Genomic DNA, 14,240 nt, shown 5'->3' with positions numbered 1-14,240 from the left:
GGCACAATGACCGCATGGACCTGCCGCTGTCGTTGCCGATCACGCCGATGCTCGCCAAGGCGGCTGCGTCCGTGCCGTCGCCGGACTCCGTCGACGGCGGCTACCTCTATGAGCCGAAGTGGGACGGTTTCCGCTGCATCGTGCTGAAGGACGGCGACGACGTCGAGCTGGCGTCGCGCGGCTCCAAGCCGCTCACGCGCTACTTCCCCGAGCTTGTCGACGCGGTCCGCGCGCAGTTGCCGGACAGGTGCGCGCTCGACGGCGAGGTAGTGGTGCGGTCGGGCCAATCCGGCTCTGCCCGCCTGGATTTCGAGGCGCTTGGGCAACGTATCCACCCCGCTGACTCGCGCGTGCGCAAGCTGTCGGTGGAGACGCCGGCCGAGGTCATCTTCTTCGACGCGCTGGTGGTCGACGGCGACTCACTGCTCGACGAGCCGTTCGCTCGGCGGCGGGCGGCACTCGAAGGCGCGCTGCACGGAGTGGGAGCGCCCTTTCACCTGACCCGGGTCACCGACGACCCGCGACTCGCGCAGGACTGGTTCGCGCGTTTCGAGGGTGCCGGCCTGGACGGCGTCATCGCGAAGGCCAAGCAGTCGACCTACCAGCCGGGCAAGCGCACCATGCTGAAGATCAAGCACACCCGCACCGCCGACGCAGTGCTGCTCGGCTACCGGATCCACAAGAGCGGCAACGGTGTCGGCTCCCTGCTGCTCGGGATGTATGACGACGCCGGCAACCTGCGCAACGTCGGCGGCATCGTGTCGTTCACCGCGAAACGCCGGGTGGAGCTCGTCGACGAGCTCGCGCCGATCGTGGAGCGGGACGCCGAAGGGGACGCGGTGCAGGGTGCTACCGACCGGTCCCGCTTCAGCGGCAACACGGACGTGTCGTTCGTGCGGTTGCGACCCGAACGCGTGGTCGAGGTGAAATTCGACCAGTTGGAGGGCTACCGCTTCCGGCACGGGGTGACGTTCCTGCGCTGGCGGCCCGACCGCGAGCCGGCGTCGTGTCTGCTGGCCCAGGTGGACCGGGCTGCGGCATACGACCTCGACGAGGTGCTGGCAGCAGGCAGCTGATCCTCAGTCGATCCGGTTGCCGTCGGCGTCCCAGTGGTCCTCGCGTTTCTTCGACGGCTGCACGCGCGGCGGCTCGCCGGGCATCTTCGGATAGTCGGGCGGGAAGTTCAACTCGCCGCCCGGCAGCGTCTCCCACAGGTGCAGCAACGGCTCGAGTGAGTATGCCGTGTCGTCCAGCTCCGCCCAGGCGTCGCCGCCGGCGAGGAAGTCCGGCACCGTGGCCAGGTTGAAGTCGCGCGGATCGCGCACGTCGGCCAGCTGCGCCCAGGTCATCGGGGTGCTGACCGGAGCCCCCGGCCGTGCGCGCAGCGACCACGCCGACGCGATGGTCCGGTCGCGGTTGTTCTGGTTGAAGTCGACGAAGATGCGCTCCCCGCGCTCCTCCTTCCACCAGCTGGTGGTGACGCCGTCGTCGCGGCGCTCCAGCTCGCGGCCGAATCCGATTGCCGCGTGGCGCAATTCCTCGAAGGTCCAGCGCGGCTCGATCCGGACGTAGATGTGGATGCCGCGGTTGCCGCTGGTCTTGGGAAAGCCGCGTAAACCGATCTCCTGCAACAATTCTCGCGCCACGTCCGCGACGCGTTGCGAGTCTGCGAAGCCGGTGCCCGGTTGCGGGTCGAGGTCGATGCGCAGCTCGTCCGGGTGATCGGCGTCCGGCCGCCGCACCGGCCACGGGTGGAAGGTCAGCGTGCCCATGTGCGCCGCCCAGACGAACGCCGCCGGTTCGGTCGGGCACAGCTCGTGCGCGGTCCGGCCGCTGGGGAAGGTCACCTGCACCGTCTCGACGAAATCGGGCGCCCCACGCGGCAGGCGCTTCTGATAGAAACCGTCGCCGTCGTCGCCATACCCGGTCGCCAGGCGCATGCCCTCGCGGAAACCGTCCGGCCAGCGCTCCATCGCCGTTGGGCGGTCGCCGGCCGCGCGCAGCAGTGCGTCGCCGACCGTCGCGAAGTATTCGCAGACCTGCAGCTTGCTGATTTGTGGCGTCCGCTCGGTCGCCTCGTAGATCACCCGGTCGGGACTGGACACGCGCACCTCGCGGTCACCGACGGGCACCTGCGCGGCGGGATTCTTGGCCATACCGGACAACCTACGACCTGCCGGCAAGAAAGTTCAGCAGTCCGTCACCGCCGAAACCCCCGCGGGCCGTCCGGAGTGCCTACAGTCCGTAGCACCCCCAAACGCGCCGTCGCGTCCGTCAGCACCATCTGGAAGGTATTCATGCCACACCGTCATACCCGTATGCGTCTCGTCACGCTCATCGCCACCTCCGCACTCGCCGTCGGCGGGTCCGTCAGCCTCGCCGCGGCACCGTCAGCACACGCTGCGTCCGCAAACGTCGTCATTTCGGCCGTGTATGGCGGCGGCGGCAACAGCGGCGCGCCATACGCCAACGACTACATCGAGCTCTACAACACCGGCTCCAGCACCATCGACCTCAGCGGCTGGTCACTCACCTACTACGCGGCCTCCGGCAACAGCGGCGGCAGCACCGCGCTCACCGGCTCGATCGCCGCCGGCGGCCACTACCTCGTGCAGGAAGGCGCCGGCTCCGGCAGCTCCGCCGCGCTGCCCACGCCCGACACAACCGGCACACTCAACCTCTCGGCCACCGCCGGCAGCGTCGTGCTCGGGAATGGCAGCAGCACGGTCGACACCGTCGGGTATGGCGCGATCTCCTCGTCGTATGTCGAGGGCTCCCCGGCGCCCGCGCCGTCGAACAAGCTCGCCGACAGCCGCACCACCGGCTGCCACGACACCGACGACAACGCCAAGGACTTCGTCAACGCCGATCCGGCACCGCTGAATTCCACTGCGCCCCTTGCCATTTGCGGGTCCGGAGGCGTCACTCCCCCGCCGCCGACAGGCATGTCGGCGACCATCGAGCAGATCCAGGGCACCAGCTTCCAGTCACCCTTGGTCGGCCAGCAGGTGAAGGATGTCAAGGGCGTCGTCACCGCGCTCAACGGCAGCTCCGGCTTCTGGATGCAGTCGACGACCCCGGATGACGACCCGCGGACCAGTGAGGGCCTCTACGTCTTCGGCGGCGCCGGGTCGGTCAAGGTCGGCGATGCCGTCGTCGTGGCCGGCAAGGTCACCGAATACCGTCCCGGCGGCGTCGACACCGGCAACCTGACCACCACCGAGTTGGGCAACCCGAACGTTCAGGTGACCAGCTCCGGCAACGCGCTGCCCGCCCCCGTCGTCATCGGCTCCAAGGGTCACGTGCCGCCGGCGCAGGTCGTGGAAGCCGGTGACCCGGGCAATGTCGAGACCGCAGGCGTCACGCTCGACCCGTCGAAGAGTGCCCTCGACTTCTGGGAATCGTTGGAGGGCATGCGGATCCAGGAGAACGACGCCAAGGCTGTGGGTCCGACCAACCCGTCGTACGGCGAGACCCCGATCGTGCCGGCCAACACCAGACAAGTCACCTGGACCCCGGACGGCGGGGTCCTCTACCGCAACTACGCCACCCCCAACGCGATGCGGCTGATCCTGTCGAGCGCGCTGCTCCCGAAGACCTCGATCGGCTCGGCGAACACAGGTGACACCTACCGGGGAGCCACCGTCGGCGTCGTCGACTACAACTTCGGCAACTACTACCTGATGGCCACGCAGGCCGGGCAGTTGCAGCGCGGCAGCACCACCCGCGACGTCGCGAAGCCGGCCAAGAAGAAGCAGGCCGCGGTCGCGACGTTCAACGTCGAGAACCTCGCGCCGAGCGATCCGCAGACCAAGTTCAACCGGCTCGCCGGTCAGATCGTCACCAACCTGGCGGCCCCGGACATCGTTGCGCTGGAAGAGATCCAGGACAACAACGGCGCCACCGACAACGGCGTCGTCGACTCGACCGCGACGACCGGCAAGCTGATCGCGGCCATCAAGGCGGCGGGCGGCCCGTCATACCAGGCCGTCTGGATCAACCCGGTGAACGATCAGGACGGCGGTCAGCCGGGCGGCAACATCCGGCAGGTGTTCATCTACCGGGACGACCGCGGGATGACGTTCGTGAACAAGCCCGGCGGCACGTCGATCAACTCGGTCGCCGTCACCGGCAAAGGCCCGTGGGCGTCGATCAACTACTCCCCCGGCCGGATCGACCCGACCGACGCCGCCTGGGACAGCTCGCGCAAGCCGCTTGTTGGTGAGTTCCTCTGGTGGGGCAAGCCGCTGTTCGTCATCGCCAACCACTTCGCGGCGAAGCTCGGTGACGACCCGCTGATGGGCCGCTACCAGCCGCCGCAGCGCGCCTCCGAGGTGCAGCGGCTCGCGCAGGCGTCGATCGTACGTGGCTTCGTCGACCAGTTGCTCAAGGCCAACAAGAACGCCAGCATCGTGGTCCTCGGCGATCTGAACGACTTCGATTTCAGCCAGACCGCCGCCATCCTCAAAGGCCATGGCAAGACCGCACTGACTGACCTGATCGACACCTTGCCGGCGAAAGAGCGCTACACCTACGACTACGAGGGAAACAGCCAGGTGCTCGACCAGATCCTGGTCAGCAAGGCGCTGCTAGCCAAGCACGACTACCAGGTCGTGCACACGAACTCGCAGTTCTACGACCAGGACTCGGATCACGACCCGCAGCTGGTGAAGGTGGAGGTGCACTGAGTCAGCGACACTGCAACTGCGCGGCGTCGTCGGACGGGAACGTCCGGCGGCGCCGCGTTGTTGGTATGACGAAGGCATCCAGAAAGGACCACGACGTGACCGACCAGCCGACATACCAGGTGAGCAAGTCCGACGAGGAGTGGCGCGCGCAACTGTCCCCCGCGGAATACGCCGTGCTGCGCGAGGCCGCGACCGAGCGCCCGTTCACCGGGGAATACACCGACACCGAGACCGAGGGCGTCTACTCGTGTCGCGCGTGCGGCGCCGAGTTGTTCCGCAGCGCCACGAAGTTTCACAGCCACTGCGGCTGGCCGTCGTTCTACGCGCCCTCCGCGGACGACAACGTGGAGCTGATCCAGGACCGTTCGATGGGCATGGTGCGCACCGAAGTCCGTTGTGCCCGGTGCGGATCGCACCTCGGCCACGTCTTCGACGGCGAGGGTTACCCGACTCCCACCGACCAGCGTTACTGCATCAACTCGGTGTCGCTCAGCCTAGAACCGAAACAGGCCTGAGGCTGCCCGGGGGGGGTTGGGCACCGCCGCGACTTTCGAGTATGCCAAGCGCGCGTTCTGTCTACTCGGGAGCGGCGCGCCCTCCTCGGGTATGCCGAACGCGCTACCCTCGCGATCATGACTTCTCCGCACTAAACGGCCGACGGATCGCCGGGTCACCGAACCTGGCGATTTTCGTTGTCCACCCTCCTTTGGCACCGTCTCGTGCGGCGCCACGCACACCTGCGGAGATTCCTTCATGTCCGGCACTTCCCGTGCCGGCAGTTATCGCTCCCTCCTCGCCAGCCCCGGGACCTTGCGCATTTTCGCGTGGTCTGCGGCGGGACGAGGCGGCTATGCGATGCTGCCGTTGCTCTTCCTGTTCACCGTCGTTCAATCAACCGGTTCATTTCCCGTCGCAGCGCTCGCGATGTCGGCGTACGGGCTCTCGTCGTTCGCGATGCCGCTCAAGTCCCGTCTCATCGACCGCTACAGCCAGCGGCGCCTCCTTCCGGTCCTCGGCGCGCTCGTTGCTGTCGTGCTCGTCGCAGCTGCACTTGCCGCTGCGCGCGGCACCGGATCCCTCGGCGTCTGGGTCATACTCGCCGCCCTCGTCGGCCTGGTTGCACCACCGCTGGGGCCGAGCATGCGCACTCAATGGCGGTTGCTCGCGCCCGACCGGCTGCAGCTGGCCTTCTCGCTGGACACCGTGACCGAAGAAGCCCTGTGGCTCATCGGCCCGGTCCTGTCCGGCCTCGTCCTCGCCTGGGGTCCCGCCTGGCACGGCCTGATCGCACCGGCGACTCTCATCACGCTCAGTTGCTACGCCCTGGCCCGATCCCCGCACGCGAAACGCCAGCAATCGCACCAAGGTTCGACTCACAGCCATGCCGCGCTGCGGCAGCGCCTGCTCTGGGACATCGTGCCCATGATGACGCTCTTCGGCCTGGCCGGATCACTCCTGGTGACCGGGGTAGCCGCGGTCGCGAAGGCGACCCATCGGCCCGGTTACGCAGGTATCGCGGAAGCCGCGATCGCGGTCGGCGCCGTGCTCGGCGGTCTCGGCTGGGGACGACTGCATCCCCACGCGGCATGGCATCGGCCCGCAATGCTGCTGCTTCTCGGCTGGTGTGCACTCGGCCTGGTCGCCGCACCACTCCACCCGGGCGCGGCCCAGTTGACCGTGCTCGCCTGCCTCGGCGCGGCCGGCGCACCGCTGTGGGTGCTGGCGTATGTCGCAGCCGATGACGCCGTGCCGGCCGACCGTCGGACCGAGGCGAGCACCTGGATCCTCACCGCGACCAACCTGGGCACCGCGGCCGGTTCGGCGACGGCAGGTGCGCTCTACACCGTGTCGCCGCGAACCCCGATCCTCGTCGCGGCAGCAACTGCCGCGCTGGATGTCCTCGCCGTCGGACGTGCGCGATCAAGGAGGACGTAGCGGCGCCATACGCGACGCACACCTCGACCGTCGAAGGTTGCGTACGACGAGAGCGCGCCGCGCTGGGCGGCTCAGCGCAACCGGGCGGCCAGGTCGGCAATGGGTGTCAACGGGCCGGTGAAGAACGGCGTCTCCTCACGCACGTGGCGGCGCGCCTCGGTCGCCCGCAGGTCACGCATCAGGTCGACGATGCGGTGTAGTTCGTTCGCCTCGAAGGCGAGCAGCCACTCGTAGTCGCCGAGCGCGAACGCGGGGACGGTGTTGGCACGCACGTCCGGGTAGTCGCGGGCGGCGAGACCGTGGTCCTTCAGCATCGTGCGGCGCTCCTGGTCGGGCAGGAGGTACCAGTCGTAGGACCGCACGAACGGGTAGAGGCACAGGTAGTTCTTCGGCTCCGGGTCTACCAGGAAGTCCGGAACGTGCGACTTGTTGAACTCCGCCGGCCGGTGCACCGCCGCGTTGGACCAGATCGCGTCGAAGCTACGGCCGAGTGCCGTCGTCTGGAAGCGGTGGTATGCCGCCTGCAGCGGCTCGATCTCCGGCGCATGCCACCAGATGAGCAGGTCCGCGTCGGCGCGCAGCCCGCCGACGTCATACGTCCCACGCACGACAACGTCCTGGGACTCCAGTTCCTTGAAGGAACGCTCGACCTCCGCGACGGCCTCCTCGCGATCTTCCGGCATCGGGCGGGTCGCCTTGAACACCGAATACATCGTGTAGCGGACGGTTTCGTTGATCTCGTTGATCACTCGGGCACCGGGACGCAGTCGCTGGTCGTCAGTCATGGTCCTATTCTCTCCCGCACACATCAACCTGCCGCGAGCCGGGTGAGCACGCGCTCAGCCGCCGCGCGGCCGCTGCCGATGCAGGCCGGGATGCCGACCCCGTCATATGCCGCCCCCGCGACCTCGACACCGGGAAGCTCCGCCACCGCTGCGCGCACCACGGCAATCCGGTCGAGATGCCCGACGGCATACTGCGGGAGCGCGCCGCCCCACCGCTGCACCTGCGCGGCGACCGGACGCGGCACTACCGCGCCGAGTGCGGCACGCAACTCACGCATGCCGGTCGCGGCCAGTTCGGCATCGCTACGCTGCAGATCCGCCTCCTCCCCCTGCCGGCCGATCGACACCCGGACGAAGGTGAGCGCGGGCGCGGCTTCGGCCAGCCACGGCCATTTCGTGCTGCTGAAGGTCGACGCCTTGATGCCGCGGCCATCGGCCGGTGGAACGAGGAAGCCGGAACTACCTGCAAACACTGAGGATTCGGAGCGCTTGAAGGCATAGGTAACAATCGCCATCGACGCGTAATCGATGTCCCCGAGTCCAGCGGCGGCGACGGGAGCGAGCGACGCGAGCAAGCGGGCGGTCGCCCGCGCGGGCGTGGCCAGCACCACCGCGTCCGCGCCGATCACCTCTGGCGACCGCGTCTCGCCGATCGTGACCGTCCAGCCTGCGGACGCGCGGCTCAACTCCCGGACCGTCGCACCGGTGCGCACTGTCACTCCCCGGTCCACCAGTAGCCGAACCACGTGCCCTGGCAACGAGCCGACGCCGCCGCGCAAGCCCGCAAACACCGGCTCTGCGGGCGCCTCCGTGGGTGCCGTGCGCACGGTGCTGCGCCGGACTGCCTCGGTCAGCAACTCGCCACGCTGCGCTGCCGCGAAGAGAGCGGGCACCGTCACGGCCGCCGACAGACGGCGCGCGTGGCCGGCATACACACCCCCGAGCAGCGGCTCGACCAGGCGGTCCACGACGGCCGGACCGACTGCTTCCTCCACCAGGTCACCGATCGAGACGTCTTCAGCGACAACGACTTTCCGCTCGTCGTGAGCTCGTTCGACCTCGGCTTCGGTCAGCACCTGCCGCAAGGCAGCCGGGTCCGCGGGCACTCCCATCACGGTGCCGCGCGGCATCGGCTGCAGCGCACCCCCGGTCCACAAGGACGCGGAAACTGCGGCCGGGTGCACCGGCTGGACGTCGAGGTCGGCGAGCAGGTCCAGTGCTTCGGGCCGTCTCGCGAGCATCGACTCCGCGCCGACATCGACCTGCTGCCCGGCGATGGTCGCCAGTCGCAGCTTCCCGCCGACCTGAGGCGAACCCTCCAGGAGGACTACCTCGTGCTGCGACGCCGACGCCTCCAGCGCAGCCGCCAGCCCGCTGATGCCTGCCCCCACGATGACGATGCGTGCCATGTCCCCAAGCCTGACAGTCTCAGTCCAGGCAGAACTCATTGCCCTCCGGATCGGCCATCACGATGAATCCGTGTGACATCGGTGGTGCAGGCTCCGATCGGCGCAACCGGCTCGCACCCAGCCCGACCAGGCGCGCGCACTCGGCCTCGAGTGCCATCATCCGCTCCTCACCCTGCACGCCGGGCGCCGCACGCAGGTCCAGGTGCACCCGGTTCTTCCCGCTCTTGGCTTCCGGCACCCGCTGGAAGTAGATGCGCGGCCCGCGGCCATCGGGGTCTTCCACCGCGGATGACGAATTGCGTTCAGCCTCGGGCACACCCAGCCGGTCGAGGAACTCGTCCCAGGCTGCCAGGGGATCGCCGCAGGGCGGCAGGTCAACGCCCGGAGGGGCCGGATGGACATAGCCCAACGCGTCTCGCCAGAACACCGACAACGCTTCCGGGTCTGCGGCATCGAACGTAACTTGGAACTCCCGCGCCATGACGCTCCTCCTGATGAGAGAGACCGCCACCGCAGCAGTGCGGCGACGGTCCTCTTACGGTAGGTCGAGGGTCCGACAATCAGGCGGAATACCCCTTCGGCGGAATGAGCGACGCCAGCTGGTCGAAGGACAGCCAATAGGTCTGGTTGCCGCTGAAGTCCGCGGGGTCGGCGATGTAGGCCTGCATCAGGTCGGGGTTGTAGCCGACGACGGTGAAGTAGTGGTAGATCGTCTGGTCGGACGGGTAGCCAGGCGGTTGATTCCCCGGCGGCGCAACGATGTTTGCCACCAGTGCGTAGCCGTGATCGACGTTGAAGGTGATGTCCTGCCACAGCAGGTCCTTCTGGGCCTGGGTGGGAGGGTCGTTCGGCATCTCCTTGGTCTGATACCAGCCGACGTAGTTGTCGAGCACGGAGGTGACCTGGCCGATCCAGTTGGTGCCGTCAACTGTCGTGCCGAGTTCGTTCGCCATCTCCTGCTGACTGACGGTGATCCCACGGCAGGACAAGGCAATTGCCGTCGCGGTCGGCCCGCACCAGTAGCCCGTTTGCTGCGCCTGATAGGTGAACGGCAGCACCTTCCAGTCCGCGGCGTGTGCGGCCGGTGCGGCAAGGCCGCCGAGCGCAAGGGCGCCCGCTCCAGCAAGGCCACCCTTCAACAGGGTTCGCCGGTCGATCTGAGCTGACTTCATGGGGGTTCCTTTCGTCGTCCTCCTGACAGATTTGCGGAAATCACCCACGCGCCGAAAGTTTTAATGACAAATGTTTACACAGAATTGAAGCTCAGCTGACGTCCTGCAGACGATCACTGCGCCGAGGACACCTGCGCCCACGCGGCCGCGATGCGATCGACCGCCTCGGCAGCGACAAGCTCGTCCACAGCGTATGGCGTGCGCACCCGCGCCTCGAGTCCCGCCCCGTCGACCGCGAAGAGCGACCCCGGGGCGAGCAGCACGCCGTGCCGCTCCGCCACCGCAACGAGCGCGGTCGATCGCGGCTGCGGCAACCGCCACCACAGATTCAGTCCGCCGGATGGTGTGTCGACCTCCCAGCCGGGACACCGCTCGCCGAGCCGAAGCAACGCGGCACGCGCTGCGATGAGGCGACGGCGGGACTCGGCAGACAGACCACCGCCACGCTCCAATTGGTCTGCCACGACGAGCTGTTCGAGCACCGGCGCGCCCAGATCGAGACTGGTGCGCGCCCGTGCGATCGCACCGATCAGCGCGTGCGGCGCGCGGATCCAGCCGATCCGCAGACCGCCCCAGAGGGTCTTGGAGGCACTCCCCACGGTCACGCAGTCGGGCGCATGGGCAGCCATCGGCCGGACGTCCGGCTCCGCGTCCAGCCAGGTTTCGCTCATCGTCTCGTCGACCAGTCCGATGGCACCGGCCTCGCGCCATACGCGGGCAACGCGGTCACGGTCCGACTCCGACCAGACCAAACCGGTCGGATTGTGAAAGTCCGGCATCGCCAGCATCATTCGAGCACCGACCCGCCGGTGCACCGCGGTCACTTCGTCGCGATCAGCAGGTATGAGCGGCGCACCGACAACGCGCGCACCGGCGTGCTGGAGCGTGCTGAGCGCGTTCGGGTAGGTCGGGCTCTCGACCACCACCGGGTCGCCACGGCGCAGCACCGCACGGAACACCGCGGCAAGCGCCGCGAGCGCCCCGGTCGTGACGATCACCTGGTCGGGATCGGTCGGCACTCCACGCGCCACGAAGCGGTCGGCGATCGCCTCGCGCAACTCGCTGATCCCGAGCGGAAAGTAGCCGGCACCCGCGACGAAGGACGGCATCCGCTCGACGGCGCGCGCATACGCGCTGGCGAGCCCGGGCGCCGCCGGCGGCGCGGAGCAGGTCAGGTCGATCGCGTCGACGTCGATCGGCTGGACCGGCCCGGTCGGGAGCGGCTCTCCGCCGCCCGCGACCGGACCGCCTGGCACCTGCACCACAGTGCCGGAACCCTGTCTGGCAGAAGCGAATCCGCGGTCGCGGAGGACGCCATACGCCCGGGTCACCGTCGTCCGGCTGACACCCAGTTCGCCGACGAGCTCGCGTTCGCTGGGCAGCCGCGTGTCGTGCAGCAGGCGGCCGTCGGCGACGAGTTGCCGCACGCCGTCGGCCAGCCACTGGTATGCCGGGCGCCCGGCTCCCCGGTCATCGAGCAGTTCGCCGAGGCGGCGTGCGGAGATGCGTCGGTCCATGCCACCACTCTGCGCGCAATGGCTGCTTCGAACAAGTCCACCTGGCGCCATGAGCCGCTCGACCAGACCACTCGTCGCCGATTGGCTCTTTTCGGCAAGGCCACTGAACGTCGATGCTGATCGTATGGCGACACCGCTCCTCGCATCCCTCTCCCCTCGCGACCAGGTCCGCGCCGGGAAGCTGCCCAGCCGCCTGGTCCGGCTCTTCGCCGGCCTGAGCCTCTACGGGCTCGCAATGGCGCTCTTCGTGCGGGCCGGACTCGGCCTCGACCCGTGGGACGTGCTGCACTACGGCGTCGCACGCCACCTCGGTCTCGACTTCGGCACCACGGTGATCCTGGTCAGCGTCCCGGTGCTGCTGCTGTGGATCCCGTTGCGTCAGTGGCCAGGTCTCGGCACCATCGCCAACGCGATCTGGATCGGCATCGCCACCGATGTCTTCCTGGCGGTGATCCCGACCGGACTCGCCCTCGGCCTGCGCATCGCGATGCTGCCGATCGCGTTGGTGATCAACGGGATCGGCGGTGCACTCTACATCGGCAGCCAGCTCGGCCCGGGGCCGCGCGACGGGCTGATGACCGGCCTCCACCGCCGCACCGGCATCAGCCTGCGGCTGGTCCGCACCACGCTCGAGCTCAGCGTGCTGGTCGTCGGCTGGCTGCTCGGCGGCGTCGTCGGCATCGGGACGGTGCTCTATGCCGTGGCGATCGGGCCGCTCGTGCAATTCTTCCTGCGCTTCCTCGTCGTGCCGCTCGACCGGCCGGTCACGACGACGCCGAATGCACCAGCTCCACGACCCGCGTCAGCACGTCCGGATCCGTGCTCGGCAGCACCCCGTGCCCGAGGTTGAAGATGTGCCCGCGGGCTGCCTTCCCGGCCGCCAGGATCTCGCGCACTTTCGCCTCGAGCGGTTCCCAGGGCGCGAAGAGCAGCGCCGGGTCCAGGTTGCCCTGCAGGCTGTATGACGACCCGACCCGCCGCGCTGCCTCGTCGAGAGACACCCGGTAGTCGACGCCCACGACGTCCGCACCGGCTTCTCCCATGGCAGCGAGTAGCTCGCCGGTGCCGACACCGAAATGGATGCGTGGGACGTCCAGATCGGCCACCGCCGCGAGCGCGACCGCCGAGTGCGGCTGCACGAACCGCCGGTAATCGGTCAGCGGCAGCGCGCCCACCCACGAGTCGAAGAGCTGTATGGCGCTGGCGCCCGCCTCTGCCTGCACTCGCAGGAAGGTGCCGGATATGCGAGCGAGCTTGGCGCACAACGCATCCCATACCCCGGGCGCGCCATACATCAGTGCCTTGGTGTGCTCGAGGTTCTTCGACGGACCACCCTCGACCAGGTAGCTGGCGAGGGTGAACGGTGCGCCGGCGAAGCCGATCAGCGGCGTGCCGCCCAACTCCACGTTCAGCAACCGCACGGACTGCGCGACGTCGTCCAGCTGCGACGCGTCCAGTTCCGGCAGGGCTGCGACGTCGGCGGCCGTGCGGACGGGGTGCGCGACCACGGGACCGACACCGGCCTTGATCTCCACACCGACACCCGCAGCAGCCAGCGGCACCACGATGTCGCTGAAGAAGATCGCCGCGTCGACGCCGTGCCGGCGCACCGGCTGCATGGTGATCTCGCAGACGAGCTCGGGAGTGCGGCACGCCTGCAGCATCGGCACGTCGGCACGCACCTCGCGGTATTCGGGCAGGGACCGGCCCGCCTGCCGCATGAACCAGACCGGAGTACGTGAGGTCGGCAGGCCGCGGGCGGCGCGCACCAGGTCGCTGTCGCGTGGATCAGGGTGGGTCACACGACGAATCCTCCCAGTTGTCAGCCCGGTTGCACCGTCCGGGTCAGCTGACGACGAGGACGACGCCGAGGAGCGCCATACCGACGCCGGCAGTCTGCACTGCCCGCATCCGCTCGTGCAGCACGAACCGTGCCAGCAGGAGAGTCGCCACCGGGTAGAGCGACGCCAGCACGCTCGCCAGACTCACCTGCGTGCGCTGCGAAGCCAGCCCGAAGAGCGCCGTCGCCGTCAGGTCACCGCAACCGAGCAGGAAAATCGCGGGCAGGTCGCGGGACGCGGGAGACGCGCCGGCGGCGGCGCGCGGCAGCAGCCGCCAGATGACGAGCAGCTCGACCACGCTCACCAGCCGCATCAGCCACAGCGTCGGGACGACGCTCTGGCCGGCCGCGAGGTGCACGAAGTAGAGCGACGACCCGAGCCCGAGCGCGGCACAGGCCGCGAGCACCACCGGCAACCGCGAGATCCGACCGGAGAATTCCGGGCCGGCGGCCAGCACGGCACCCGACATGGCCAGCAGAAGGCCGAGACCGACGAGAAGGCCGAACGAATCGCCGGTCAGCAACCCCATCACGACCGGCACGACGACACCGAGCGACGCGATCGGAGAGACGACTCCCATGGTGCCGACGGACAGCCCCGCGTAGAGACAGGCGAGGCCGAGCGCGTTCGCCAGCCCCGCGGCGATGCCCCAGAGCCACGCGTGCCCGGACGGTGCCCCCACGGTCGCGAGCCGCACTCCGAACAACACGCACATGACCAGGAATGCCGAGCCCTGCGAGCAGACGACCACCCGCAGCGGAGCGATTCGCTTGCTGAGCAGGCCTCCGACAAAATCCGACGAACCCCATGAGACGCTCGACACGATGGCCAGCAACGCACCCATCAGCTGCGGCCTACTCGCGTCATCGGGACATCGTCGCACGCGCCGGGAG

13 protein-coding genes are annotated in these 14,240 nt (G+C 68.7%); 5 read left to right on the top strand and 8 right to left on the bottom strand.

Annotation, left to right across the window (positions count from 1 at the left end):
* Nucleotides 1-14 precede the first annotated feature (14 nt).
* Nucleotides 15-1,076 carry an ATP-dependent DNA ligase gene (locus tag EFY87_RS17770; protein ID WP_123272831.1) on the top strand — a complete coding sequence of 354 codons (1,062 nt, stop codon included), beginning with the start codon at nt 15-17 and terminating at the stop codon, nt 1,074-1,076.
* 3 nt (nt 1,077-1,079) lie between these two features.
* Here EFY87_RS17770 and EFY87_RS17765 read toward each other — a convergent pair whose 3' ends face one another.
* Complete coding sequence (locus EFY87_RS17765; RefSeq protein WP_123272830.1) at nt 1,080-2,156, bottom strand: DNA polymerase domain-containing protein; 1,077 nt, start codon at nt 2,154-2,156, stop codon at nt 1,080-1,082.
* Nucleotides 2,157-2,318: 162 nt separating this feature from the next.
* Between EFY87_RS17765 and EFY87_RS17760 the strand changes: the two genes are divergently transcribed.
* The 3 genes from EFY87_RS17760 (at nt 2,319) to EFY87_RS17750 (ending at nt 6,623) form a co-directional block, all read left to right on the top strand.
* Nucleotides 2,319-4,688, top strand: a complete 2,370-nt coding sequence (locus EFY87_RS17760) for a lamin tail domain-containing protein (protein ID WP_220093696.1) — start codon at nt 2,319-2,321, stop codon at nt 4,686-4,688.
* 65 nt (nt 4,689-4,753) lie between these two features.
* On the top strand, nt 4,754-5,203 hold the full coding sequence (gene msrB, locus EFY87_RS17755; protein ID WP_123272828.1) for a peptide-methionine (R)-S-oxide reductase MsrB: 450 nt from the start codon (nt 4,754-4,756) through the stop codon (nt 5,201-5,203).
* Nucleotides 5,204-5,441: 238 nt separating this feature from the next.
* On the top strand, nt 5,442-6,623 hold the full coding sequence (locus tag EFY87_RS17750) for an MFS transporter (protein WP_123272827.1): 1,182 nt from the start codon (nt 5,442-5,444) through the stop codon (nt 6,621-6,623).
* Nucleotides 6,624-6,694: 71 nt separating this feature from the next.
* On the opposite strand, the gene hemQ is transcribed toward EFY87_RS17750, so the two are convergent.
* From hemQ to yczR, 5 genes are all read right to left on the bottom strand, one after another.
* The gene (gene hemQ, locus EFY87_RS17745; RefSeq protein ID WP_123272826.1) at nt 6,695-7,408 is read right to left on the bottom strand and encodes a hydrogen peroxide-dependent heme synthase; all 714 of its coding nucleotides are present in this window, start codon (nt 7,406-7,408) and stop codon (nt 6,695-6,697) included.
* Between the two features lie 23 nt (nt 7,409-7,431).
* Complete coding sequence (gene hemG / locus EFY87_RS17740) at nt 7,432-8,817, bottom strand: protoporphyrinogen oxidase (RefSeq protein ID WP_123272825.1); 1,386 nt, start codon at nt 8,815-8,817, stop codon at nt 7,432-7,434.
* A gap of 19 nt (nt 8,818-8,836) precedes the next feature.
* Nucleotides 8,837-9,298, bottom strand: coding sequence for a VOC family protein (locus EFY87_RS17735; protein ID WP_123272824.1), 462 nt, complete (start codon nt 9,296-9,298; stop codon nt 8,837-8,839).
* A gap of 79 nt (nt 9,299-9,377) precedes the next feature.
* Nucleotides 9,378-9,989: a C39 family peptidase gene (locus EFY87_RS17730; RefSeq protein WP_123272846.1), complete on the bottom strand. Its 612-nt coding sequence runs from the start codon at nt 9,987-9,989 to the stop codon at nt 9,378-9,380.
* Nucleotides 9,990-10,102: 113 nt separating this feature from the next.
* Entirely contained in the window at nt 10,103-11,506 is a 1,404-nt protein-coding gene (yczR, locus tag EFY87_RS17725; protein WP_158607699.1) for a MocR-like transcription factor YczR, read from the bottom strand.
* Nucleotides 11,507-11,630: 124 nt separating this feature from the next.
* Between yczR and yczE the strand changes: the two genes are divergently transcribed.
* On the top strand, nt 11,631-12,356 hold the full coding sequence (yczE, locus tag EFY87_RS17720) for a membrane protein YczE (protein ID WP_181445513.1): 726 nt from the start codon (nt 11,631-11,633) through the stop codon (nt 12,354-12,356).
* Here yczE and hemE read toward each other — a convergent pair.
* Nucleotides 12,271-13,308, bottom strand: coding sequence for a uroporphyrinogen decarboxylase (hemE, locus tag EFY87_RS17715; protein ID WP_245988737.1), 1,038 nt, complete (start codon nt 13,306-13,308; stop codon nt 12,271-12,273). The two genes, yczE and hemE, sit on opposite strands and share 86 nt — an antisense overlap.
* A 43-nt stretch (nt 13,309-13,351) precedes the next feature.
* The gene (locus EFY87_RS17710; RefSeq protein ID WP_158607698.1) at nt 13,352-14,191 is read right to left on the bottom strand and encodes a DMT family transporter; all 840 of its coding nucleotides are present in this window, start codon (nt 14,189-14,191) and stop codon (nt 13,352-13,354) included.
* Between the last annotated feature and the right edge of the window lie 49 nt (nt 14,192-14,240).

The sequence above is a fragment of the Flexivirga caeni genome (assembly GCF_003724155.1).
GTDB classification, from domain to species: Bacteria; Actinomycetota; Actinomycetes; order Actinomycetales; family Dermatophilaceae; genus Flexivirga; species Flexivirga caeni.
The sequence above is the reverse complement of the archived record's forward strand: the minus strand, read 5'-3'. Positions and strand labels throughout refer to the sequence as shown.